The organism is Paraburkholderia sp. GAS41, assembly GCF_050436545.1.
Taxonomy (GTDB): Bacteria; Pseudomonadota; Gammaproteobacteria; order Burkholderiales; family Burkholderiaceae; genus Paraburkholderia.
Genome location: NZ_JBNDMK010000006.1, coordinates 186572 through 212171, shown reverse-complemented (window position 1 = coordinate 212171; position 25600 = coordinate 186572). Strand labels below are relative to the sequence as shown.

General features: G+C 62.5%; 17 protein-coding genes. 13 read left to right on the top strand and 4 right to left on the bottom strand.

The features are described 5' to 3' along the window. Nucleotides 1–177: 177 nt before the first annotated feature. The 7 genes from scpB (at nt 178) to truB (ending at nt 10265) form a co-directional block, all read left to right on the top strand. The gene (scpB, locus tag P3T43_RS11795; RefSeq protein ID WP_429281216.1) at nt 178–1377 is read left to right on the top strand and encodes an SMC-Scp complex subunit ScpB; all 1200 of its coding nucleotides are present in this window, start codon (nt 178–180) and stop codon (nt 1375–1377) included. A gap of 60 nt (nt 1378–1437) precedes the next feature. Then, nucleotides 1438–3288, top strand: coding sequence for a 23S rRNA pseudouridine(2605) synthase RluB (rluB, locus tag P3T43_RS11790; RefSeq protein ID WP_429281215.1), 1851 nt, complete (start codon nt 1438–1440; stop codon nt 3286–3288). 469 nt (nt 3289–3757) lie between these two features. After that, the gene (gene rimP, locus P3T43_RS11785; RefSeq protein ID WP_144154063.1) at nt 3758–4216 is read left to right on the top strand and encodes a ribosome maturation factor RimP; all 459 of its coding nucleotides are present in this window, start codon (nt 3758–3760) and stop codon (nt 4214–4216) included. After that, nucleotides 4213–5688 carry a transcription termination factor NusA gene (gene nusA / locus P3T43_RS11780; protein WP_429281214.1) on the top strand — a complete coding sequence of 492 codons (1476 nt, stop codon included), beginning with the start codon at nt 4213–4215 and terminating at the stop codon, nt 5686–5688. Before rimP ends, nusA begins: the two co-directional genes overlap by 4 nt. Nucleotides 5689–5781: 93 nt before the next feature. Then, nucleotides 5782–8715 carry a translation initiation factor IF-2 gene (gene infB, locus P3T43_RS11775; RefSeq protein WP_429281213.1) on the top strand — a complete coding sequence of 978 codons (2934 nt, stop codon included), beginning with the start codon at nt 5782–5784 and terminating at the stop codon, nt 8713–8715. Nucleotides 8716–8890: 175 nt separating this feature from the next. Further along, nucleotides 8891–9256 carry a 30S ribosome-binding factor RbfA gene (rbfA, locus tag P3T43_RS11770; RefSeq protein ID WP_429281212.1) on the top strand — a complete coding sequence of 122 codons (366 nt, stop codon included), beginning with the start codon at nt 8891–8893 and terminating at the stop codon, nt 9254–9256. A 73-nt stretch (nt 9257–9329) separates the two neighbouring features. Beyond that, a complete protein-coding gene (truB, locus tag P3T43_RS11765; protein WP_429281211.1) occupies nt 9330–10265 on the top strand; it encodes a tRNA pseudouridine(55) synthase TruB in 936 nt (311 codons plus the stop codon). A 155-nt stretch (nt 10266–10420) separates the two neighbouring features. Here the strand turns inward: truB and P3T43_RS11760 are convergent, their stop codons facing one another. From P3T43_RS11760 to P3T43_RS11745, 4 genes are read right to left on the bottom strand one after another with little or no spacing between them, the layout of a single operon-like run. Beyond that, a complete protein-coding gene (locus P3T43_RS11760; protein WP_429281210.1) occupies nt 10421–11983 on the bottom strand; it encodes a DHA2 family efflux MFS transporter permease subunit in 1563 nt (520 codons plus the stop codon). Between the two features lie 33 nt (nt 11984–12016). Beyond that, a complete protein-coding gene (locus P3T43_RS11755; RefSeq protein WP_429281209.1) occupies nt 12017–13243 on the bottom strand; it encodes an EmrA/EmrK family multidrug efflux transporter periplasmic adaptor subunit in 1227 nt (408 codons plus the stop codon). A gap of 55 nt (nt 13244–13298) precedes the next feature. Continuing rightward, nucleotides 13299–14831 (bottom strand): efflux transporter outer membrane subunit, encoded by a 1533-nt coding sequence (locus P3T43_RS11750; RefSeq protein ID WP_429281208.1) that lies wholly within the window; start codon nt 14829–14831, stop codon nt 13299–13301. A 52-nt stretch (nt 14832–14883) separates the two neighbouring features. Then, entirely contained in the window at nt 14884–15405 is a 522-nt protein-coding gene (locus P3T43_RS11745; RefSeq protein ID WP_429281207.1) for a MarR family winged helix-turn-helix transcriptional regulator, read from the bottom strand. Nucleotides 15406–15789: 384 nt separating this feature from the next. On the opposite strand from P3T43_RS11745, the gene typA reads away from it, so the two are divergent. The 6 genes from typA (at nt 15790) to P3T43_RS11715 (ending at nt 25493) form a co-directional block, all read left to right on the top strand. Continuing rightward, complete coding sequence (typA, locus tag P3T43_RS11740; RefSeq protein WP_074298166.1) at nt 15790–17616, top strand: translational GTPase TypA; 1827 nt, start codon at nt 15790–15792, stop codon at nt 17614–17616. Between the two features lie 329 nt (nt 17617–17945). After that, a complete protein-coding gene (locus tag P3T43_RS11735) occupies nt 17946–20807 on the top strand; it encodes a 2-oxoglutarate dehydrogenase E1 component (protein WP_429281206.1) in 2862 nt (953 codons plus the stop codon). Between the two features lie 113 nt (nt 20808–20920). Then, entirely contained in the window at nt 20921–22198 is a 1278-nt protein-coding gene (odhB, locus tag P3T43_RS11730) for a 2-oxoglutarate dehydrogenase complex dihydrolipoyllysine-residue succinyltransferase (RefSeq protein WP_429281205.1), read from the top strand. 187 nt (nt 22199–22385) lie between these two features. Then, on the top strand, nt 22386–23816 hold the full coding sequence (gene lpdA, locus P3T43_RS11725) for a dihydrolipoyl dehydrogenase (RefSeq protein ID WP_429281204.1): 1431 nt from the start codon (nt 22386–22388) through the stop codon (nt 23814–23816). A 93-nt stretch (nt 23817–23909) separates the two neighbouring features. Continuing rightward, the gene (gene zapE / locus P3T43_RS11720) at nt 23910–25007 is read left to right on the top strand and encodes a cell division protein ZapE (protein ID WP_429281203.1); all 1098 of its coding nucleotides are present in this window, start codon (nt 23910–23912) and stop codon (nt 25005–25007) included. Nucleotides 25008–25250: 243 nt separating this feature from the next. Next, on the top strand, nt 25251–25493 hold the full coding sequence (locus tag P3T43_RS11715; RefSeq protein ID WP_429281202.1) for a transposase: 243 nt from the start codon (nt 25251–25253) through the stop codon (nt 25491–25493). Nucleotides 25494–25600: the final 107 nt, after the last annotated feature.

Sequence of the window (25600 nt, the reverse complement as noted above, 5' to 3'; positions counted from 1 at the left end):
CGATTCCTTTCAGGAATATCGCTGCTCCGTCCGGCTGGGTTTGGCTCGATTGCCTGTTTCGCCTCCCCCCGGTGCGTGCTCCCATCAATATGACCGATCAGAATCGGGCGAGCGCGTCTTCAGTTCCAAATCGTCTGTTTGATCCGGTTCTTTGACCACAGGGTCTGACCTAGCTGCATGAATACCCAAGAGGCGAAGATCGTCCTCGAGACTGCCTTGATCTGTGCGCAGGAGCCTCTAAAGCTCGGTGATCTGCGCAAGCTCTTTGCCGACGGCGTGTCGGCAGATACGGTTCGCACGTTGCTCGAAGACCTGAAGCGGGACTGGTCTGGACGAGGTGTGGAGCTGGTCGGGCTGGCATCGGGTTGGCGTTTTCAGAGTAAGCCTGCGATGCGTTCGTATCTCGATCGTCTGCATCCCGAGAAACCGCCGAAATATTCGCGCGCGGTTCTTGAGACGTTGGCGATTATTGCGTATCGGCAACCTGTCACGCGCGGCGATATCGAAGAGATTCGCGGCGTGACCGTGAACACGCAGGTTGTGAAGCAACTCGAGGATCGGGGCTGGATTGAAGTGATCGGCCATCGCGACGTGCCGGGTCGTCCCGCGCTGTATGCGACCACCCGACAGTTTCTCGACGACCTGGGCTTGACGGCGCTCGACGAATTGCCGCCGCTGGACGATCCGTCGGCGCAGTTGAACGCCGATCTGCTCGGCCAGCATGCGATCGAGTTTCCCGACGCTGTCGCGCAGGGCGACGGCGACCAAGCGGAGGTTGCTGCCAGCGACGCCGATACCGGGGTGAATGAAGAAACAGCTGAAGACCTGACCGTCGAAGCCTCTGCCGAAGCGGCGACAGAGGCGGCGGTCGAAGCCTCAGATGAAACGGTGGCAGAGGCGGCGGTGGAAGCCTCTACAGCGGTTCCGGCAGCAGAACAAGCAGGCGATGCATCAGAGGCCGTCGAACAGCCCGTTGCAGCGGCTTTGAACAGCGCCCATGACACTGTCGCGCCGGCATTTGCCGAACCTTCTGACACCGCAGCGGGTCACGAGGAAGAAGCAGGCACGCCGGCAGCAAAGGAATTCAGTGGCGTGACGGGCGAGTCCGGTGACGCCGCCGATGAGGCTCACACCAGCCCGCAGGCGGACACTGCCGCAAGTCACGCAGGCGCCGCTCACGCTGCACCAGATCAGGATCCGGTCTCCCAGGCCGATCCCGCAGTACCCGCGCACGATTCGGGCGAACTCCGCAGTACGGAGTACGCCATCGAATCGAACCCGACACGTGTGGCGCACGGCGATCCTGAGGATCGCCGCGATGCTGCACAGGACGCGGGCGTACTGACCGACGACGAAAACGAGTCGCGCAGCGCCTGACGTAACGAACTTTTGCCGCGCCCGCAACGGGCGCGCGCGACCTGACATTTTGAGGTTGTTTTGACAGATACCCACGACACCGATTCGTCCGAATCCGAGCACGCCGTGCAATCCTCGCGTCCCAGCGAAACGCGTACTTCGCAGGCTCCGGGTGGCGAGACTGATCGCCCGGCGCAAGCTGAAGGCGCTGAGGGGGAAGAGCGTCCGCGTCGCGGGCTGCGCCGCGGGCCGCGCAGCCTGATCGCGCGTCGTCGCGCGGGGGCGAAGAACAAGGGTGCGGAAGGCGCGACCGAGCCGGTCGTGACGGAGGCGCCGCCGGACGGTGAAGTGGTGGCGCAGGTCCGTATGCCGCGCAAGGAACCAGGCTCCAAGGGCCAGGGTCCGCGCCGCAATGCCGGTCCGCGGCGCGAAGGCGCGGCGAACCGCGAAGGCGGCCCGCGCGAGGATGGCCAGCCACGTGAAGGTGGCCAGCGTGAAGGCGGCCGGCCGCGTCAGAATCGCCGTGGCGATGCGCCGGCTGTAGCGGCGCCGGCAGCGGATGCCAGCCAGGAAGATCTGTTTTCGTATGTGACCTCGCCCGCGTTCGATGCGGACAACAGCACGACCGGTGGCGTGCGTGCTCCGATGCTGCGTCGTGGCAAGCCGGCCGCGCCGAAGCGCGTGTTGTCGCCGGACGACGACGCCCCCAAGCTGCACAAGGTGCTCGCCGAGGCGGGCATGGGATCGCGTCGCGATATGGAAGAGCTGATCATCGCGGGCCGTGTCTCGGTCAACGGCGAACCGGCGCATATCGGCCAGCGCATCATGCCGACCGACCAGGTCCGCATCAACGGCAAGCCGGTCAAGCGCAAGCTGCAGAACAAGCCGCCGCGCGTGCTGCTGTATCACAAGCCGACGGGTGAAATCGTCAGCCACGCCGATCCGGAAGGTCGTCCGTCGGTGTTCGACAAGCTGCCGCCGATGAAAACCGCCAAGTGGCTCGCAGTCGGCCGTCTCGACTTCAACACCGAAGGTCTGCTGATGCTGACAACCTCGGGCGATCTGGCGAACCGCTTCATGCATCCGCGCTACAGCGTCGAGCGTGAATACGCAGTCCGCGTGGTCGGTGAGCTGGCCGAAGGGATGCGTCAGAAGCTGCTGCACGGCGTCGAGCTGGAAGACGGTCCGGCGAATTTCCTGCGCATCCGCGATGGCGGCGGCGAGGGCACCAACCATTGGTATCACGTCGCGCTGGCCGAAGGCCGCAACCGCGAAGTGCGCCGCATGTTCGAGGCCGCCGGCCTGATGGTGAGCCGCCTGATCCGTACCCGTCACGGCCCGATCTCGCTGCCCAAGGGCCTGAAGCGCGGTCGCTGGGAAGAGCTGGAAGACAATCAGGTGCGCAGCCTGATGGCGTCGGTGGGCCTGAAAGCCACCAGCGAAGAGAAGGGCGGTCGCAGCGCGGCCCCCGAGCGCAAGCAGCCGGATCCAATGCAGACTTCGATGGGCTTCATCAATCGCGAACCGGTGCTGATGTCGCATGGCCGTTTCGATCAACAGCCGCCGCGTGGCGGCGGTCAGCGGCGCGGCGCGGCGGGCGGCGGTGCGGGCGCAGGTGCCGGCGGCTACGGCCGTGGCGCGGGCCGCGGTGCCAGCACGGGCTTTAGCGGACCGATGAGCAGCGGTGGCGGCGCGAACCCGTCGCGTGGTGGACGTGACGTCGACGGCAATCGTGCGCCGTCGGGCAACGGCAATCGCGCGCCAGGCGGCGCCGGCAAACGCGCAGGCGCCGGTGGCAATCCGGGCAGCGGCGGTGGCCGCGGGCCGGGAGCCGGTAATCGTGGCGGCGGCCCGAACCGCACTGGCGGCGGTAATGCGAACGCCGGCGCCAATCGCGGCGGCGCTCCGCGCGGTCGCTCGCGCGGCCGCTAGATCGCGACTGGCGAGCGCGACAGGCGCCGCCCGTTCGAGACTCAACCGGCACTGGATGGACCGCGTGCGATGCGTGCGGAAAAACAGTGCCGGATAGAGATAAGATCCGAACCCGATCGAACCCCTTGAGTCGAAGCGGATAGTGTGCGGCAAGCGCGTCACGCTCCCATCTGCGCGAAAGATTGCAGTGAAATCAAGCGGAAATGCGTACTTTGCGCGCTCCGCCGGTTTGCGTTTGTCCCGAAAAATGGCTACAATCGCAGAGTCGCTGGGCGTGCGGCTTTTCATGTGCGGCTCAGATGCGACCACCGGCAATAAGATGATGGGCGTTTCGCCCATTTTTTTTTGCCGCTTCGTTTGTGGTTCGGCATCTCGGGTAGCAGGAACGTGCGCCGGCTTGGCGCGCGGCCCGCAGGTTGTTTGCAGGTAAAACCGGCAGGCTTGCCGCGCGAACATCTTAGAGGGCACTGTGCAACTGACGGAACTGATTGAAACCACGGTCGTGGGTCTCGGCTACGAGCTCGTCGACCTTGAGCGCACCGGGCGCGGCATGCTGTGTATCTACATCGACCAGCCGGCCGGCATCGCAATCGAAGATTGCGAGAAGGTCACGCGTCAGCTCCAGCACGTTCTGACGGTCGAAAATATCGATTACGAGCGGCTTGAAGTATCGTCGCCGGGGCTCGACCGTCCGCTCAAAAAGCTGGCGGATTTCGAACGCTTCGCAGGCAGCGAAGTGGCCATTACATTGAAAAAGCCATTGGACGGACGGAAATCGTACCGGGGCATCCTGCATGCTCCGCAAGGCGAAACGATCGGTCTGGAATTTGAAGGGAAGGAAGGCGCCGCGATGCTCGATTTCACGCTCGCGGACATCGATAAAGCACGCCTCGTTCCGAAAGTTGACTTTAGGAGCCGCAAACAATGAGTCGCGAAGTGTTGATGCTGGTGGATGCGCTGGCACGCGAGAAGAACGTCGACAAAGACGTGGTATTTGCCGCGCTCGAAGCGGCTCTCGCTTCGGCCTCCAAGAAACTCTTCGAAGAAGATGCGGACATCCGCGTCCAAATCGACCGTGAAAGCGGCGAGCATGAAACCTTCCGGCGCTGGAAAGTCGTGCCGGACGAAGCCGGCCTGCAAGAGCCGGATCAGGAAATCCTGCTGTTCGAAGCGCGCGAGCAAAAGGCCGACGCGCAACTGGACGACTACATCGAAGAACCGGTGCCGTCGATCGAATTCGGCCGTATCGGCGCGCAGGCCGCCAAGCAGGTGATCCTGCAGAAGGTGCGCGACGCCGAACGCGAGCAGATCCTGAACGACTTCCTGGAACGCGGCGAAAACATCATGACCGGTACGGTCAAGCGCCTCGACAAGGGTAACTTCATCGTCGAATCGGGCCGGGTCGAAGCGCTGTTGCGCCGTGACCAGCTGATTCCGAAGGAAAACCTGCGCGTGGGCGACCGGGTGCGCGCTTACATCGCCAAGGTCGATCGCACCGCTCGCGGTCCGCAGATCGAACTTTCGCGTACGGCGCCTGAGTTCCTGATGAAGCTGTTCGAGATGGAAGTGCCGGAAATCGAGCAGGGTCTGCTCGAAATCAAGGCGGCGGCGCGCGATCCGGGTGTGCGCGCCAAGATCGGCGTGATTGCGTACGACAAGCGCATCGATCCGATCGGCACCTGCGTGGGCATCCGCGGCTCGCGCGTGCAGGCCGTGCGCAACGAGCTCGGTGGCGAAAACGTCGACATCGTGCTATGGTCGGAGGATCCCGCCCAGTTTGTGATCGGCGCGCTCGCGCCGGCAGCCGTGCAATCGATCGTCGTCGATGAAGAAAAGCATTCGATGGACGTCGTCGTCGACGAAAACGAACTGGCGGTCGCAATCGGCCGCAGCGGCCAGAACGTGCGTCTTGCCAGCGAACTGACCGGCTGGCAGATCAATATCATGACGCCGGACGAATCTGCGCAAAAGCAGAATCAGGAACGCGGTGTTCTGCGTGACCTGTTCATGGCGCGTCTCGATGTCGACGAAGAAGTGGCTGACATCCTGATCGACGAAGGCTTTACGAGTCTCGAAGAGATCGCTTACGTTCCGCTCAACGAGATGCTTGAGATCGAAGCGTTCGACGAAGACACAGTTCACGAACTGCGCAATCGCTCACGCGATGCGTTGTTGACGATGGCGATCGCGAACGAAGAAAAGGTCGAAAATGTGGCGCTCGACCTGAAGAGCCTGGACGGCATCGACGCCGACCTGCTCGCAAAGCTGGCGGAACACCAGATTCACACGCGTGACGAACTGGCCGAGCTGGCGGTAGATGAACTGGTCGAGATGACCGCGATGGAAGAGGATGCCGCTAAGGCGTTGATCATGAAAGCACGTGAACATTGGTTCCAGTGAGAAATGACCATGGCGCACTAAATTGAAGCGGCCTTCAGGCCGCATGACACGATGCTAACCGCAAGGAATCGGTCCTTGCATTAAGAGGAATGAATGGCGAGTAACAACGTAGCCCAATTTGCCGCGGAACTGAAAATGCCTGCAGGCGTGCTGCTTGAGCAGCTGCAGGCGGCAGGCGTTACCAAAGCGAGCGAAGACGACACCCTGTCCGAGACGGACAAGGCGCGTCTGCTCGACCACTTGCGCAAGTCTCACGGCTCGACTGATGCGGACAAGCGCAAGATCACGCTGACGAAACGGCATACGTCGGAGATCAAGCAATCCGACGCGACGGGTAAGGCTCGTACCATTCAGGTCGAGGTGCGCAAGAAGCGCACGTTCGTCCGCCGCGATGAAGCGGGTGGCGAAGGCGGCGATGCATCGAATCATGTGGCTGAGGCCGACACCGAAACGGACGACCTGGAACTTCAGCGTCGCGAGGAAGAGGCGCGTCACGAAGCCGAACTGCTCGAAAAGCAGGCTCAGGAGCTGAAGGCCCGTCAGGAACAGCTCGAGCGCGAAGAGGCAGAGCGCCAGGCGCACGAACAGGCTGCTGAAGCCGAGCGTCGCCGCGCGGAAGAAGAAGCGGCGAAGAAGCGCGCCGCTGCCGCCGCAGAAGCTGCCGCGCAGAAGAAGGCCGAGCAGGTCGTGCAGGTTGCACAGCCCGCCGCCGCGCCGGCTGCCGCGAGCGAGCAGGACGACGAGCGCGCTGCCGCAGAACGGGCCGCACAACGCGAAGCCGCGAAGAAGGCGGAAGACGCAGCGCGTCAGGCCGCGGAAAAGACGCGTGCCGAGCAGGAAGAAGTCAGCAAGCGCCGCGCCAAGGCAGAGGCCGAAGCACGTGCGATTCGCGAGATGATGAACACGCCGCGCAAGGCTCAGGTCAAGGCGCCGGAACCGGCGCCGGCGGCCAAGCCCGCTGAAGCGCCCAAGGCTGTGGAAGCCAAGGGCACGCTGCACAAGCCGGCCCGTCCGGAAGGCGCAGCACCGGCACGTCCGGCGGCGAAGAAGCCGGCAGCGGCAGCACCGGCCGCCACCACGGCACCGTCGGCTGGCGACAAGAAGAAGCCGGGCGCAGGCAAGGGCGGCTGGCAGGACGACGCTGCGAAGCGCCGCGGCATCAAGACGCGTGGCGATACGAGCGGCGGTGTCGATCGCGGCTGGCGCGGTGGCCCGAAGGGTCGCGGCAAGCATCAGGATCAGAACACCACGTTCCAGGCACCGACCGAACCGATCGTGCGTGAAGTGCACGTGCCGGAAACCATTACGGTCGCCGATCTGGCTCACAAGATGGCCGTGAAGGCGTCGGAAGTCATCAAGTCGATGATGAAGCTCGGCCAGATGGTCACGATCAACCAGATGCTGGACCAGGAAACGGCGATGATCATCGTCGAGGAACTGGGCCATCATGCGGTTGCGGCCAAGCTGGACGATCCGGAAGCCATGCTGGTGGAAGGCGAAATCAGCGACGCGGAATCGCTGCCGCGTCCGCCGGTCGTGACCGTGATGGGTCACGTCGACCACGGCAAGACGTCGCTGCTCGACTACATCCGCCGCGCCAAGGTGGCGGCCGGTGAAGCGGGCGGGATTACGCAGCACATCGGCGCTTACCACGTCGAAACGCCGCGCGGCGTGATCACGTTCCTGGATACGCCGGGTCACGAGGCCTTTACGGCCATGCGTGCTCGCGGTGCCAAGGCAACGGACATCGTGATTCTGGTGGTCGCAGCCGACGACGGCGTGATGCCGCAGACGAAGGAAGCGATCGCCCACGCGAAGGCAGGCGGCGTGCCGCTCGTCGTCGCCATCAACAAGATCGACAAGCCGGATGCGAATCTGGACCGTGTGAAGCAGGAACTCGTCGCCGAAGGCGTCGTGCCGGAAGAGTACGGTGGCGAATCGCCGTTCGTGCCGGTGTCGGCAAAGACCGGCGCGGGCATCGACGATCTGCTCGAAAACGTGCTGCTGCAGGCCGAAGTGCTGGAACTGAAGGCGCCGGTCGACGCACCGGCCAAGGGTCTGGTCATTGAAGCGAAGCTCGATAAGGGTAAGGGTCCGGTTGCAACGATCCTGGTCCAGTCGGGTACGCTGAACCGCGGCGACGTGGTGCTGGCAGGTAGCGCGTATGGCCGCGTGCGTGCCATGCTCGACGAAACCGGCAAGCCGACCAAGTCGGCCGGCCCGTCGATCCCGGTCGAGATTCAAGGTTTGTCGGAAGTGCCGCAAGCGGGCGAAGAAGTCATCGTCATGCCGGACGATCGCAAGGCGCGTGAAGTCGCACTGTTCCGTCAAGGCAAGTTCCGCGATGTGAAGCTGGCCAAGCAACAGGCCGCCAAGCTCGAGAACATGCTGGAGCAGATGACCGAAGGCGAAGTGCAGTATCTGCCGCTTATCGTCAAGGCCGACGTGCAAGGCTCGCAGGAAGCGCTGGTGCAATCGCTGCAAAAGCTTTCGACCGACGAAGTGCGCGTGCAGATCGTGCACGGCGCGGTGGGCGGCATCAGCGAAAACGACGTCAACCTGGCAACGGCTTCGAAGGCGGTCATCATCGGCTTCAACACCCGTGCGGATGCCCAGGCGCGCAAGCTGGCGGAATCCAACGGTATCGATATTCGCTACTACAACATCATCTATGACGCTGTGGATGAAGTGAAGGCTGCGATGTCGGGCATGCTGCCGCCGGAGAAACGCGAAGTGGTCACCGGCATGGTCGAAGTGCGTCAGGTCTTCAAGGTACCGAAGGTGGGCGCAGTGGCCGGCTGTATGGTGACGGACGGTTTCGTCAAGCGCTCGTCGTCGGTGCGCGTGCTGCGCAACAACGTCGTGATTCACACGGGCGAGCTCGATTCGCTCAAGCGCTTCAAGGACGACGTCAAGGAAGTCCGTCAGGGCTTCGAATGCGGTATGTCGATCAAGAACTTCAACGACATCATCGAAGGCGATCAGTTCGAAGTCTTCGAAGTGACCGAAGTCGCGCGTTCGCTGTAATTCAGGCGTAACGCTGAAAGGGGCGGGGCGGGCGCTTGGCGCCTCGCTCCGCCCCTTGTTTTTGTGCCAGCCGCTTGTGCTCGTTCGTGCTCGCGTCTGCGCGCGGCCAGTCATTGCCGCGTTTGCCGCGACGCGAACCTCATTGCTATCCGCCAGAGCGGATTACGGATTCACCATGCCTAAGAAACGTTCTTCCCCCAATCGCAACGTGCAGATCGCCGATCAGATCCAGCGCGACCTGTCCGATCTGTTGCGCGAGGTCAAAGACCCGCGCATTGGTATCGTCACGATCCAGAGCGTCGAACTGACGCCGGACTACGCGCACGCCAAGGTCTACTTCACCACGCTGACGGGCGACCCGCAGCAGACGCTGGAAGCGCTGACGCACGCAGCTGGTCACCTGCACAACCAGTTGTTCAAGCGCCTGCATATCCATACGGTGCCGACGCTGCATTTCCACTACGACAAGACGATCGAACAGGCCGTCGAGATGTCGCGTCTGATCGACGAGGCAAACGCCAGTCGCGCGAAAGAAGACTGATTTCCTTCACGCGTGCTTTCGCGCCAATGGATACCTGCGTTGCTGATTCACCGTTTGCCCTCATTTTCCTGACATGACTGCACCTCAACGGCCTCGCGTGCCGCGTCGCGTGCTCGACGGCGTGTTGCTGCTCGACAAGCCCATTGGGCTGTCGAGCAACGACGCGCTGATTCGGGCCAAGCGTCTCTATCTGGCGAAGAAAGCCGGCCATACCGGCACGCTCGATCCGCTCGCTTCTGGTTTGCTGCCGCTGTGCTTTGGTGAGGCGACCAAGTTCTCGCAGGATCTGCTCGAAGCCGACAAGACTTATGAGGCCACCATGCGCCTCGGGATCCGCACGGCGACCGGCGACGCCGAAGGCGAGGCGATCGAGACGCGGGAAGTCACCTGCGACGAGCCGGCGGTGCTTGCTGCCATGGCGCGTTTTCGCGGCGATATCGTGCAGGTGCCGCCCATGTATTCCGCGCTCAAGCGCGACGGCAAGCCCTTGTATGAGTACGCGCGGGCCGGCCAGGTGGTGGAGCGGGAAGGGCGGCCGGTGACGATTCATGTGCTCGAACTGCTGGCCTGCGCGTTGCCCGATGTCACGTTTCGCGTGACCTGCAGCAAAGGGACGTACGTGCGCACGCTGGCTGAGGATATAGGCGAAGCGCTCGGTTGCGGCGCGCATCTGGTGGCGTTGCGGCGCACGGGTGTCGGCGCGTTGACGCTGGAAAATGCGGTGACGCTCGATGCACTGTCCGACGCCGCGGATACCGAGCGCGATCAGTGGCTGCAGCCGGTCGACGCGTTGCTGTCGACCTTTCCGTTGGTGGAACTCGATGCCGACGCGACGCGGCGGTTTTTGCACGGTCAGCGGTTACGCCTTGCGGATCTCACGTTGAGCGATGAGGCAGCGGAAGCCGAGCGCGTGCGCGTCTATGCCGCGGCGGGTCGATTGCTAGGTGTCGCGAAGCTGGGCGATGGCGTGCTCGCGCCGGAACGCCTGGTGGTGACCGCCGAAAGCTGAAGCACGCCGCAGGCACACGCAGAAGGCAGAAAGACACAAAAAAGGCGGGACCGCATCACAGCGGTCTCGCCTTTTTCTTTGCTCCGAGCCTTATCCGAAGACAGCGCGTTAACGTCCCAGATCAACCCGTATCGTCAATCCGACACGTCCACGCATCAATGCGCGGCCGCCGCTGCCGCTCCCGCATCGCCGCCGGCGCGCTCGGGTCTCGTGATCCAGATCAGCGCAATCAACGCGACGAAGATCCCCGCCGAGATGAAGAACAGATCGTTCACGCCCAACTGCGCCGCCTGCTGCGACACCATGTTGTTGAACAGACCATACGCTTGCGGCTGACTGAAGCCGGCCGCGCCCATCTGACGCATCGACTGATCGAACGCCGGGTTATATGGATTGGCCTGCGCGGTCAATTGCGCGTGGTGCAGGATCGTGCGGTGATCCCAGGCAGTCTGGAAAATCGATGTGCCGATCCCCCCGCACATGATCCGCACGAAGTTGGACAATCCCGATGCGGCCGGAATGCGGTTGCCCGGCAAGCCCGACAGTGTGATCGACACCAGCGGAATGAAGAAGCCAGCCATGCCGATACCCTGGATCAGCGTGGGAACCAGCAGTGAATAGGTATCGACGCCGGTCGTATAGCGCGAACGCATCCAGAAACACAGCGCGAACACGAGGAACGAGGCGGTGGCGATGTAGCGCGGATCGGTGCGTGGCAGGATCTTGCCGGTGATCGGCGAGAGCAGCACCGCGAAAAAGCCGACCGGCGCCATCACGAGACCGGCGTTGGTGGCCGTGTACCCCAGGTCGGTTTGCAGCCACAGCGGCAATAACACGAGGTTGCCGAAATAAAGTCCGTAGCCGATCGACAACGCCACCGTCCCCCCCGTGAAGTTCCGCTTGCTGAAGAGCGACAGATCCACCACCGGATGCTCCGCAGTCAGTTCCCAGACGATGAAAAACGCCAGCGCAATCACCGCGGTCAGCGCCAGCACCACGACCGTGGTCGAGGCGAACCAGTCGAGGTCTTTACCCTTGTCGAGCATGACCTGCAGCGAGCCCACCCAGATAATCAGCAAGGCGAGCCCCACGCCGTCGATCGGCGTTTTGCGGATCACCGAATCGCGATTGCGGAAGATCGTCCACGTGGCAATCGCGGCGACCGTGCCGACCGGAATGTTGACGTAGAAAATCCACGGCCATGAGATGTTGTCCGAGATCCAGCCGCCCAGAATCGGTCCGGCCACCGGCGCGATCAGCGTGGTCATGGCCCACATCGAAAGCGCCATGGGCGCTTTTGCGCGCGGGTAGCTGGCGAGCAGCAGGGTCTGCGACAGCGGAATCATCGGGCCGGCCACCGCGCCTTGCAGCACGCGTGAGGCGAGCAGGAAGGGCAGCGTGGGCGCGAGGCCGCACATCCACGACGAGATCACGAACAGGATGATCGACGCCATGAACAGGCGCACCTGGCCGATGCGCTCGGTGAGCCAGCCGGTCAGCGGCACGGAGATCGCGTTCGCCACGGCGAACGAGGTAATCACCCACGTGCCCTGGTCCGACGAAACGCCGAGGTCTCCGGAGATGGACGGAATCGACACGTTCGCAATCGAGGTGTCGAGCACGTTCATGAAAACGGCGAGTGACACCGCGATGGTGCCGATTACCAGCTTCGCCCCCTCTAACGGAGGATGAGGGATTTGCGCTTGAGCCTGAGCCATGTATTGGAAACCTTGTTAGTACGTGGCGCAGCTTTACATCGCCTTGGCAGGAGCCTTCGTGTCATGGGCGGCAACCGATCGTTGCGCGCCGCCGCTCGGACCTGCGTTTTCCGCAATGATGCGGGCGATTTCGGCATCGGCCTCGTCGCCGTACTTGTCGAATACGTTGGTCTGATAGATCGTGTTCTGTGCGTCGCCCAGTTGGCCGCCGTTTTCGTCCTTGATGCTGACGTCGACGTTCATGGAAAGGCCAATGCGCAGCGGATGCTTGGCGAGCTCTTGCGGATCGAGCTGGATCCGCGCCGGCAGACGCTGCACGACCTTGATCCAGTTGCCCGTCGCGTTCTGCGCCGGCAGCAGCGAGAAGGCCGACCCCGTGCCGGCGGAGAAGCCCACCACCTTGCCGTGAAACACGACCGACGAACCGTACACGTCGGCGGTCAGTTCGACCGGCTGGCCGATGCGCATGTGCTTCAGTTGCACTTCCTTGAAGTTCGCGTCGACCCACACGCCGTTCAGCGGCACGATCGCCATCAGCGGGTTGCCCGGCGAGACGCGCTGGCCAACCTGCACCGAGCGCTTCGCGACGTAGCCGGTGACTGGCGCCGGCAGCGTGTTGCGGGCGTTCGCCAGATAGGCGTCGCGGACCTTGGCGGCGGCGGCTTCCACGTTCGGATGGTCGGCAATCGTGGTGTTGGCGGTCAACGCGCGGTTCGAGGCGAGCTGCTGTTTGGCGGCGTCGAGGGCGGCTTGCGCGCTCTTCACGGCGTCACGCGCGTGGGAGATTTCCTCCTGCGAGACGGCGCCGGTCTGGGCGATCATCATGCGGCGGCGCAGGTCGTCCTGGGCGCGCGACAAATCCGCCTCGCGGACTTCCACCTGAGCCTGGTACTGGTTGTCGTCGGCGAACAGGCCGCGCACCTGGCGCACCACCTGGCCGAGATTGGCCTCGGACTGTTGCAGCGCGACGCGGGCATCCGCCGGATCGAGCACGACGACCGGGTCGCCGGCCTTGACCGTCTGGGTATCGTCGGCGTTGACCGCGATGACCGTGCCGGTCACCTGCGGCGTGATCTGCACCACGTTGCCGTTCACGTACGCGTCGTCAGTCGACTCGTGGAAGCGCGCAACCAGGAAGTAGTACAGCCCGTAGGCGATCGCGGCGATCAGGATCACGATGACGAGCAGCGTCATCATGCGCTTGCGTTTGCCGTTGTTCGCCGGTTGTGCGCTGGCGGCAGGTTGCTGGGGGGTGCTCATTGATATGCTCCGTATTCTCTCAATCTGCTTCGTTTATTCGGGTGGGCATTCGGATTCAGTTCGCTGCAGCCTGCGCCGCGGGTGCGGCCGACACGGCGGTCGGGGCGTTGGCCGCGCCGTCGTTCGGCGGCACGGCGAGGCCGCTTTGCGTGGCTTCGAAACCGCCGCCAAGCGCCTTGATCAGGCCAATCTGCATGTCACGGCGTCGCATCTTCAGATTCGTCACCGTCTGCTCGGCGGCAAGACGGTTCTGGTCGGCATTGAGCACCTGCAATTGCTCCGACAGGCCGGCTTTATAGCGGATCACCGCCAGTTGGTACGCCTTGGTCGATGCGTCGAGCGCGCGCTGGGCGTCGCCCGACTGCAGGTCGATTGAGCGGATCGTCGCAACTTGCGTGGCCACGTCCGACAGCGCGTTGATCAGCGTCTGGTTGTAGTTCGCGACATCGAGGTCGAAGTCGGCATAGCGGCCTTTCAGTTGCGAGCGCAAGGCGCCCGCATCGAAGAGCGGCAGGTGGACGGCCGGCCCGAACTGCATCTGGCGGCTCGACGCAGTGAGGAATCGGCCCCAGCCGAACGCATCGAAGCCGAAGCCGGCCGAGAGATTGACGTCCGGGAAGAATTCCGCCTTGGCTTCCTTTACGTCGTGCAGCTCGGCTTCGACCTGCCAGCGTGCTGCCACGATATCCGGGCGGCGTGACACCAGATCGGCCGGTACGTTATCCGGCAGCGTGACGGTGTTGCCAGTCGTCAGGACTGGCTTGGCGATCTGCAGCCCACGATCCGGACCCTTGCCGAGCAGCGCGCCGAGCTGATACCGCACGGTGGTGATCTGACCGTCGAGGTCGGTCACGTTGGCCTGGCTCGTGGCAATGTTGCCGTTCGCCGTCTGCCGCTCGACGTTGGTATCGAGGCCGGCGACAACGCGCCCATTCGTGATCCGCCCAATATCCTGACGATTGGCGATTTCACGCGCGGCGATGTCGCGCAGCGCGTACAACTGCGCGAGCTGGTTATAGGTGCTGGCGACCGCCGCCGCGAGCGTGACGCGCGCCTGCTGCAGGTCCGCTTCAGCCGCTTTTTCCTGCGACACCGCCTGGCCAAGCCGCTGACGGTTCTTGCCCCACAGGTCGAGATCCCACGACGCGCTGGCCAGCACGTTGTTCTCGCTATACCAGGTGCCGCCGTAGGGCGGCGGATAGATCGAGTTGGCCGAGAACATCTCGCGATTCCACGAGTAGCTGCCATTGACCTTCGGATAGAGCGCCGAGCGCGAACTTTCGATGTACGACGACGCCTTGGCGATGCGCGCCTGCGCCTGGGCGATCGACGGGCTGCCTTCCAGCGCCTCTGCGATCAGCTGCGGCAGTTGCGGGTCGCCGAACTGATTGGCCCAGTCGAGCGACGGCCACTGACCGCCCTGCGACGGCACGCTCTGGCTGGACTCGTACTGCGCCGGCGCCGACATCTGCTTGTCGCTCTTGATACCGCTGTAGTTCGCGCACCCCGTGAGGGCAAGCGCCGCCACCGCGACGGTGACAGCGGCCCGGCACGACACCGCGGGCGCGGACAAGGAAAGGGATTTCATCGCTCGACTCTTTGGGTGTCAGTAAATTGTAATGATGGACGCTGCGAACAGCTTATGACGATTTACCGTCGCTATTGCTTGTCGCGTCACGGGTTATGCCCGATAGATCGCAGCCGCTATTGGTCAGCACGCGGCGCAGCATGCTCTTCAGAAAACCCACTTCTTCCGGCGTGAAGCCGGCCAGCAGGTTGTCGATCACACCGTTGAAAATGGCCGGCATGCGGATCGCGATGCTCTGGCCTTCGGGCGTCAAGGCGAGCCGCACGACCCGCCGGTCTTCGTCGCTGCGCACCCGGGTCAGCAGGCCGCGTTTCTCCAGCCGGTCCACCAGGCGGGTGACGGCGCTGGCGTCGATGCCGTACTCGCGGGCCAGTTCCGCCGCCAGCAGGCACTTGCCGCTCGCCACCATGAACAGGATGCTGGCTTGCTGACTGGTGATGCCCAGCTCGGCCATGGTGCGCTGGGTGATCAGATTCGACATGGTCGATTTGGTGCGCGAAATCAGATAGCCGACGCTTTCGCCTAGCTGGTAGGCACTGATTTCCGGCAATGGCGTAGGGGTCTGATTCGTCATGATTCTCATGCGTTTGCAATGGTTGACTAGGCAGGATTATAGGGGCGCGTTAGTTGACGCGGCAAGCGTTATTGCATGGGCGGAAAGGGTCTTTATCGGCTCGGGCTATTCAAAAGCCCGCGCGGTTGTGAAAGACTCGGGCCGCGAAGGCCGAGGGCGCGGGCCCATTGGGGCATTTTGTTGTGACGAATTGAAAGGGAAATCTGTCAGGCGGAGAGTGCGCCGCGGACGGTGCGCGCTGGAGAGAATGACGGTGAGTTAGGGAATACCAGAGACTCTTAATCTGCGCGTGCTACAATATTGGGTTCCCAAAAGTGCGCTTTGGGCTTTGTTGGTTTTGTACACAATGCTGCAGCTGGCGCACTCAACTGTCTCCAGGCTCCTATGACTCGCGCCCTACGCAACATCGCCATTATTGCCCACGTCGACCACGGCAAGACTACACTCGTCGACCAGCTGCTCCGTCAGACTGCCACGTTCCGCGACAACCAGCAGGTTGTCGAGCGCGTGATGGACTCGAACGACATCGAAAAGGAACGTGGCATCACGATCCTCTCGAAGAACTGCGCGGTCGAATACGAAGGTACGCACATCAACATCGTCGACACGCCGGGCCACGCCGACTTCGGCGGTGAAGTGGAGCGCGTGCTGTCGATGGTCGACTCGGTGCTGCTGCTCGTCGACGCCGTGGAAGGCCCGATGCCGCAAACGCGCTTCGTGACCAAGAAAGCGCTGGCGCTCGGCCTGAAGCCGATCGTGGTGATCAATAAGGTCGACCGCCCGGGCGCGCGGATCGACTGGGTGATCAACCAGACTTTCGACCTGTTCGACAAGCTGGGCGCAACGGACGAACAGCTCGACTTCCCGATCGTCTACGCATCGGGTCTCAATGGTTACGCAGGTTTGACCGCGGACGTGCGCGAAGGCGACATGCGTCCGCTGTTCGAGGCCGTGCTGCAACACGTGCCGGTTCGCCCGGCCGATCCGGAAGCGCCGCTGCAATTGCAGATCACGTCGCTCGACTATTCGTCGTACGTCGGCCGTATCGGCGTGGGCCGCATCACGCGTGGCCGTATCAAGCCGGGCATGGCCGTGGCTGTGCGTTCGGGCCCGGACGGCGCGATCCTGAACCGCAAGATCAACCAGGTGCTGTCGTTCAAGGGCCTCGAGCGCGTCCAGGTGGACAGCGCCGAAGCTGGCGACATCGTGCTGATCAACGGTATCGAGGAAATCGGCATTGGCGTGACCATCTGCGCACCGGAACAGCCGGAAGCGCTGCCCATGATTACCGTCGACGAACCGACCCTGACGATGAACTTCCTCGTGAATTCGTCGCCGCTGGCCGGCCGTGAAGGCAAGTTCGTGACGAGCCGTCAGATCCGCGACCGTCTGTTCAAGGAACTGAACCATAACGTCGCGCTGCGCGTGAAAGAAACGGGCGACGAAACCACGTTCGAAGTGGCGGGCCGCGGCGAGCTGCACCTGACCATTCTCGTGGAAAACATGCGCCGTGAAGGTTACGAGTTGGCCGTGTCGCGTCCGCGCGTGGTGATGCAGGAAATCGACGGCGTGAAGCACGAGCCGTACGAAAACCTGACCGTCGACATGGAAGACGGCCACCAGGGTGGCGTGATGGAAGAGCTGGGCCGCCGCAAGGGTGAAATGCTCGACATGGCGTCGGACGGTCGTGGCCGTACGCGTCTCGAGTACCGTATTTCGGCGCGTGGCCTGATCGGCTTCCAGTCGGAATTCCTCACGCTCACGCGCGGCACGGGCCTGATGAGCCATACGTTCGACTCGTACCAGCCGGTCAAGGACGGCGCGGTCGGCGAGCGTCGCAATGGCGTGCTGATTTCGCAGGACGACGGTGCGGCCGTTGCTTACGCGCTGTGGAAGCTGCAGGATCGCGGCCGTATGTTCGTGTCGCCGGGCGAGCCGCTGTACGAAGGCATGATCATCGGCATCCACAGCCGTGACAACGACCTCGTCGTGAACCCGATCAAGGGTAAGCAGTTGACCAACGTGCGTTCGTCGGGTACCGACGAAGCGGTGCGCCTTGTCCCGCCGATCCAGATGTCGCTGGAATACGCGGTAGAGTTCATCGACGACGACGAACTGGTTGAAGTCACGCCGCAATCCATCCGTCTGCGCAAGCGTTACCTGAAGGAACACGAGCGTCGTAGCGCGAGCCGCAAGGGCGCCGTGGACTAAGCTGCGCGCTTCTATCGTGCAATGCAACACAAAAGCCGCCTTCGGGCGGCTTTTGTTATTTCAGGCCGCGTAAAACACTATTCTCGGGATGCGTGAAAGAGCCCGTCGCGGCCCCCGGAAAGGTACGCGAAAGCCCGCCAGGAAAGGCTTTCGCGGCACTATGCCGGCTATCTGCAGTATCTGTTCTGTGCTATGCTTCCGCGGATGCAAGTTAAGGTCCTTCCAAGCAAGACTTGATTCGCGCAATCCGCCAAACGGTCAGGCCGTGTCGCGGAAGGTTTGAGTAACCCGCTATTTCTCGAGAAACTCGAAGAAAGGTGAGCGTAAATATGATGAAGCAATTCCAGTCGAACTCCTATCTGTTCGGCGGCAATGCTCCGTACGTAGAAGAAATGTACGAAGCATATCTCGACAATCCGGCGTCAGTGCCCGAGAACTGGCGCAGCTATTTCGACGCGTTGCAGAACGTTCCTGCATCGGATGGCAGCAGTGCTAACGACGTGGCCCATGGCCCGATCGTCGAATCGTTTGCGCAACGGGCCAAGGCCAATGCCTTCATCCCGCGCACCGCGCCTGGCGGCGAAGATCTCGCTACCGCGCGCAAGCAGGTCTATGTGCAGTCCCTCATCGGCGCATATCGCTTCCTCGGCTCGCAATGGGCCAATCTCGACCCCCTGAAGCGCCGCGAACGTCCCGCTATTCCCGAACTTGAACCCGCGTTCTACGACTTCACCGAAGCCGATATGGACCAGGAGTTCAGCGCGACCAACCTGTATTTCGGTTTCGAGCGCGCATCGTTGCGGGAAATCGTCAAGGCGTTGCGCGACACGTACTGCGGTACGCTCGGCGCTGAATATATGTACATCAGCGACCCGGAACAGAAGCGCTGGTGGAAAGAGAAACTCGAGTCGATCCGTTCGACGCCGAATTTCTCGAACGACAAGAAAAAGCACATTCTCAATCGCCTGACGGCAGCCGAAGGCCTCGAGCGCTTCCTGCACACCAAGTACGTCGGCCAGAAGCGCTTCTCGCTGGAAGGCGGCGAAAGCTTCATCGCCTCGATGGACGAAGTCGTGCGTCACGGCGGCGCTCGCGGCGTGCAGGAAATCGTCATCGGCATGGCCCACCGTGGCCGTCTGAACGTGCTGGTCAATACGCTCGGCAAGATGCCGGCGGACCTGTTTGCTGAATTCGAAGGCAAGCACGTGGACGATCTGCCGGCTGGCGACGTCAAGTACCATAAGGGTTTCTCGTCGGACGTGTCGACCGAAGGCGGCCCGGTTCACCTGTCGCTCGCGTTCAACCCGTCGCACCTTGAAATCGTCAACCCGGTGGTCGAAGGTTCGGCCAAGGCGCGGATGGACCGGCGCGGCGACGACAGCGGCCTGCAAGTGCTGCCGGTGCAGATCCACGGCGACGCGGCATTCGCTGGCCAGGGCGTCGTGATGGAAACGCTGAACCTCGCGCAAACGCGTGGGTACGGCACGCACGGCACGCTGCATATCGTCATCAACAACCAGATCGGCTTCACCACGTCGGATCCGCGCGACTCGCGCTCGACGCTGTACTGCTCGGACGTCGTCAAGATGATCGAAGCACCGGTGCTACACGTGAACGGTGACGATCCCGAAGCGGTCGTGCTGGCTACGCAGCTCGCCATCGACTTCCGCATGCAGTTCCACAAGGACGTCGTCGTCGACATCGTCTGCTTCCGCAAGCTCGGCCACAACGAGCAGGACACGCCGGCGGTCACGCAGCCGCTGATGTACAAGACGATTGCGAAGCACCCGGGCACCCGCGCGCTGTACGCTGAAAAGCTGGTGCAACAAGGCGTGATCACCGCGGCGGAAGGCGAAGAATTCGTCAAGGCGTACCGCAAGGCGATGGATGAAGGCCATCACACGGTCGATCCGGTGCTCTCGAACTACAAGAGCAAGTACGCGGTGGACTGGGTACCGTTCCTGAACCGCAAGTGGACCGACGCTGCCGACACGGCAGTGCCGCTCGCAGAACTGAAGCGCCTCGCGGAACGTATCACCACGGTTCCCGAAAACTTCAAGGTTCACCCGCTGGTCGAGCGCGTCATCAACGACCGTCGCGCGATGGGTCGCGGTGAAGCGAAGCTCGACTGGGGCATGGGCGAACATCTGGCCTTCGCGTCGCTGGTCGCATCGGGCTACGCCGTGCGTCTGACCGGTCAGGATTCGGGCCGCGGAACGTTCACGCACCGTCACGCGGTGCTGCACGATCAGAACCGCGAACGCTGGAACGACGGCACGTACGTGCCGCTGCAGAACATCGCCGAAGGTCAGGCGAAGTTCACGGTGATCGACTCGGTGCTGTCGGAAGAAGCGGTGCTCGGCTTCGAATACGGTTACTCGACCGCTGAACCGAACACGTTCGTCGCATGGGAAGCGCAGTTCGGCGACTTCGTGAACGGCGCGCAGGTCGTGATCGACCAGTTCATCTCGTCGGGCGAAGTGAAGTGGGGCCGCGTGTCGGGCCTCACGATGCTGCTGCCGCACGGCTACGAAGGTCAGGGTCCGGAGCATTCGTCGACCCGTATCGAACGTTTCCTGCAAATGTGTGCAGATCACAACATGCAGGTCGTTCAGCCGACCACGCCGGCGCAGATTTTCCACCTGCTGCGCCGTCAGATGATCCGCCTGTTCCGCAAGCCGCTGATCGTCGCTACGCCGAAGTCGCTGTTGCGTCACAAGGAAGCCGTGTCGGATCTGTCCGAACTGGCGAAGGGCGCGTTCCAGCCGATCATCGGCGAAGTGGACGAAGCAATCGAAGCGAAGAAGGTCAAGCGCGTGATCGTCTGCTCGGGTCGCGTGTATTACGACATCGTTGCGCATCGCCGCGAAGTCAAGGCAAACGACGTCGCGATCATCCGTATCGAACAGCTCTATCCGTTCGCGCACAAGCAGTTCGAAGCGGAAATGAAGAAGTACGACAATGCGACCGAAGTGGTCTGGGTGCAGGACGAGCCGCAGAATCAGGGCCCATGGTTCTACATCGAGCATCATCTGAAGGAAGGCATGAAGGACGGTCAGAAGCTGGCATACAGCGGTCGTCCGGCTTCGGCTTCACCGGCAGTCGGGTACTACGCGAAGCATTACGAACAGCTGAAGGCGCTGATCGAAGGTGCATTCGGCCGTCTCAAGAGCGCGTCGATCGCCAGATAACTTTTTGAACCGAACCGGGAAAGCGCAGAGCGTTTTCCCGCGCCGCGTCTGACGGTTCATACACGGTTTGCAGACGGTTCGTTGTTACCAGATACGTATTCAGGATAATCACAATGGCTATTGTTGAAGTCAAAGTTCCCCAGCTTTCGGAGTCGGTTTCGGAAGCCACTATGCTGCAGTGGAAGAAGAAACCCGGCGAGGCTGTCGCGCAAGACGAGATCCTCATCGAAATCGAGACCGACAAGGTCGTGCTGGAAGTGCCGGCCCCCTCGGCTGGCGTGCTCGCGCAAGTGATCGCCAACGACGGCGACACTGTCACCGCTGACCAGGTGATCGCGAAGATCGACACGGAAGGCACGGCGGGCGCCGCTGCCGTCGAAGCAGAAGTGAAGCCGGCTCCGGTTGCGGCTCCCGCACCGGCAGCAGCGCCTGCTGCTCAGGCTGCATCCGCAACGGGTGCAAGCACGGCCGCTTCCCCGGCCGCCGCCAAGCTGATGGCGGAAAAGAACCTGGGTTCGGGCGACGTCGCCGGCTCGGGCCGCGACGGCCGCATCACCAAGGGTGACGTGCTGACCGCGGGTGCCGCTCCGGCGCCGGCCGCCAAGGCGGCTCCGGCTCCCGCACCGAAGGCGGCCAAGCCGTCGCTGCCGGACGTCAAGGCACCGGTTTCCGCCGACGCATGGCTCAAGGATCGCCCGGAACAACGCGTGCCGATGTCGCGTCTGCGCGCACGTATTGCCGAGCGTCTGCTCGAGTCGCAGCAAACCAACGCCATTCTCACGACGTTCAACGAAGTGAACATGGCGCCGGTGATGGACCTGCGCAACAAGTACAAAGACCGCTTCGAGAAGGAACATGGCGTGAAGCTCGGCTTCATGTCGTTCTTCGTCAAGGCTGCGGTCCACGCGCTGAAGAAGTTCCCGCTGGTGAACGCGTCGATCGACGGTAACGACATCGTCTATCACGGCTACTTCGACATCGGTATCGCGGTCGGTTCGCCGCGTGGCCTGGTGGTGCCGATCCTGCGCAACGCCGATCAGCTGAGCCTCGCCGACATCGAAAAGAAGATTGCCGAATTCGGCCAGAAGGCGAAGGACGGCAAGCTGTCGATCGAAGAAATGACGGGTGGTACGTTCTCGATCTCGAATGGCGGTGTGTTCGGCTCGATGCTGTCGACGCCGATTATCAACCCGCCGCAATCGGCGATTCTGGGCGTGCACGCCACCAAGGAACGCGCTGTGGTCGAAAACGGCCAGATCGTGATCCGCCCGATGAACTACCTGGCGCTGTCGTACGACCACCGGATCATCGACGGTCGCGAAGCGGTGCTGTCGCTGGTTGCCATGAAGGATGCGCTGGAAGACCCGGCGCGCCTGTTGCTGGATCTGTAAGCGCCGTACGGTATGGGCGCCGGCTGGCGATCACGCTTGTGATCGCATCGGCCGGCGCCATATAGGTAAAGCAGCACAGCGCAAGCCACAGTACCCAGGCAGCACGTATATCTAGCACTCCGCAGTACTGGAACAATGTGCGCCACGAAGCGTGGCCGCGCGTTGTCCCGTCATCAAAAGGATTGTCATGTCCAAAGAATTTGACGTCGTCGTGATCGGTGCCGGTCCCGGCGGCTACATCGCAGCCATCCGCGCTGCGCAGCTCGGCAAGTCGGTCGCCTGTATCGAGAAATGGAAGAACCCGGCGGGCACGCTGAAGCTCGGCGGCACTTGCCTCAATGTGGGTTGCATTCCGTCGAAGGCGCTGCTGGCGTCGTCGGAAGAATTCGAAAACGCATCGCATCACCTGGCCGACCACGGCATCAGCGTGGAAAACGTGTCGGTCGATATTTCGAAGATGCTGGCCCGCAAGGAAAGCATCGTCGAGAAGATGACCAAGGGCATCGAATTCCTGTTCCGCAAGAACAAGATCACGTGGCTCAAAGGCCACGGCAAGTTCACTGGCAAGACGGACGCCGGCGTGCAGATCGAAGTGAGCGGCGAAGGCGAAACGGAAACGGTCACGGCAAAGAACGTGATCATCGCTACCGGTTCGAAGGCACGTCACCTGCCCAACATTCCGGTCGACAACAAGATCGTCGCCGACAACGAAGGCGCGTTGAGCTTCGACTCCGTGCCGAAGAAGCTGGCCGTGATCGGCGCCGGTGTGATCGGTCTGGAACTGGGCTCGGTGTGGCGCCGTCTTGGCGCCGACGTCACGGTGCTCGAAGCGCTGCCGGAATTCCTCGGCGCGGCTGACCAGGCGCTGGCGAAAGAAGCCGCCAAGCAGTTCAAGAAGCAAGGTCTCGATATTCACGTGGGCGTGAAGGTCGGCGAAGTGACGACGACTGACAGCAGCGTCACGCTGAACTACACGGACAAGGACGGCAACGCGCAGAAGCTGGAAGCGGACCGCCTGATCGTGTCGATCGGCCGCGTGCCGAACACCGACAACCTCGGTCTGGAAGCGATCGGCCTGAAGGCCAACGAGCGTGGTTTCATCGACGTGGACGATCACTGCGCCACCGCCGTGCCGAACGTGTACGCGATCGGCGACGTGGTGCGCGGCCCGATGCTCGCGCATAAGGCGGAAGACGAAGGCGTGCTGGTCGCTGAAATCATCGACGGTCAGAAGCCGCACATCGACTACAACTGCGTGCCGTGGGTGATCTACACCGAACCGGAAATCGCATGGGTCGGCAAGACGGAACAGCAACTGAAGGCAGAAGGCCGCGAGATCAAGACGGGCCAGTTCCCGTTCATGGCCAACGGCCGTGCGCTCGGCATCAACAAGGCGGATGGTTTCGTCAAGATGATCGCCGACGCGAAGACCGACGAACTGCTCGGCGTGCACATCATTTCGGCCAACGCGTCGGACCTGATCGCGGAAGCCGTGGTGGCGATGGAATTCAAGGCGGCGTCGGAAGACATCGGCCGGATCTGCCATCCGCACCCGTCGTTGTCCGAAGTCATGCGCGAAGCGGCACTCGCCGTGGACAAGCGCGCGCTGAACATGTAATCGCCGCGCACGCCTGACAGATCGCAACAGCTTAGCTTGACGACGAAGGCGGGCGGGTTCACTCCCTCCCGCCTTCTTTTTTGCAGCCAGAAAATGAACGTCACCGAATACTACGAAAAAGAACTGCAGACGCGGGGTTATCAATCGGACCCGGCGCAACGCGCGGCGGTCGACCGTCTGCAGCGGTGCTTCGAGGAGTGGAGCGAATACAAATCGCGCCGCTCGAATGCGTTCAAAAAGCTGCTGATCCATCCGGACCTGCCCCGCGGCGTGTACATGTGGGGTGGGGTGGGGCGCGGCAAGAGCTTCCTGATGGACAGCTTCTTTACGGTGGCGCCGCTGTATCGCAAGACGCGTCTGCATTTTCACGAGTTCATGCGCGAAGTACATCGTGAGCTCGAAGAACTGAAAGGCCAGGCCGATCCGCTGGACGAACTCGCGCGGCGCATCGCCAAGCGTTACCGGCTGATCTGCTTTGACGAATTCCACGTCTCCGATATCGCGGACGCGATGATTCTTTACCGCCTGCTCGACAAGATGTTCGAGAACGGCGTGCAGTTCGTGATGACGTCCAACTACGACCCCGATACGCTCTACCCGGACGGCTTGCATCGCGACCGCATGCTGCCGGCGATCGAACTGATCAAGGCCAAGCTCGACGTGATCAACGTCGACGCGGGCATCGACTACCGGCAGCGCACGCTGGCCCAGGTCGAGGTGTATCACACACCGCTCGACGCCGCCTCGGACAAGGCGCTGCGCGCAGCCTTCGGCAGCCTTGCCGCGGTGCCCGACGAGAGTCCGATCCTGCGCATCGAAAAGCGCGAGCTGAAAGCGCTGCGCAAGGCCGACGGCGTGGTCTGGTTCGACTTCGCGACGCTGTGCGGCGGCCCGCGCTCGCAGAACGATTATCTGGAACTGGCGAGCCGCTTTCACGCGGTGGTGCTGTCGGGCGTGCCGCAGATGAGCGCGCGGATGGCCTCGGAAGCGCGGCGCTTTACCTGGCTGATCGACGTGTTCTATGACCATAAGGTCAAGCTGCTGATGTCCGCGGCCGTGCCGCCCGAGCAGTTGTATACCGATGGCCCGATGGCCAACGAATTTGCCCGCACGGTTTCGCGCATTGTCGAAATGCAATCGAAAGAATACCTCGACGCGCCACGCCGGATCGTCGATACGTCGCTGACCTGAGTGAGCCGTAGCGGCCAGAGGCGCAGAGGCACCGGGAGGCACGGTGACGCCTCCTGAGCGCTTCTCAAGGGGCGGGCGCGGCCTACCTTTGCCTCGGTGCCGCGTTCTTTTGCGATAGATGGTGGTCTGCCGGGCAATCCCCGGCGGCTCCAGTCGCATTTTCAAGATTCAGATTGGTCTTATATTCGGTCCAGGGGCAAGCCGATATCTTCTTAGTCATAGATTTTGACGAAGGAGAAATCCATGACCCCGTACCGTGATATCAATGATGAAGAATGGCAACGTGTCGCACCGTTGCTCCCCGAACTGCGTCCGCGTTCGGAATTGCGCGGCCGCCCGCTCGCCAACACGCGCTCCGTGCTCAATGGCGTGCTGTGGGTGATGTATAGCGGCGCAACCTGGTCCGCCATGCCGCGTAAATACCCCTCGTATCAAACCTGCCATCGCCGCTTCAAGGCGTGGCAACATCAAAGACACCGCTTCTAGTAAGGCCGCTCGCCTAGGTGAACGACCGCTTTGTGAGGCCGGTTGTCCCAGCGCTGTCCCAGTGTCCCGAGTAGCGCCAGCCTCCAGTGCATCAACCGCACCCACCG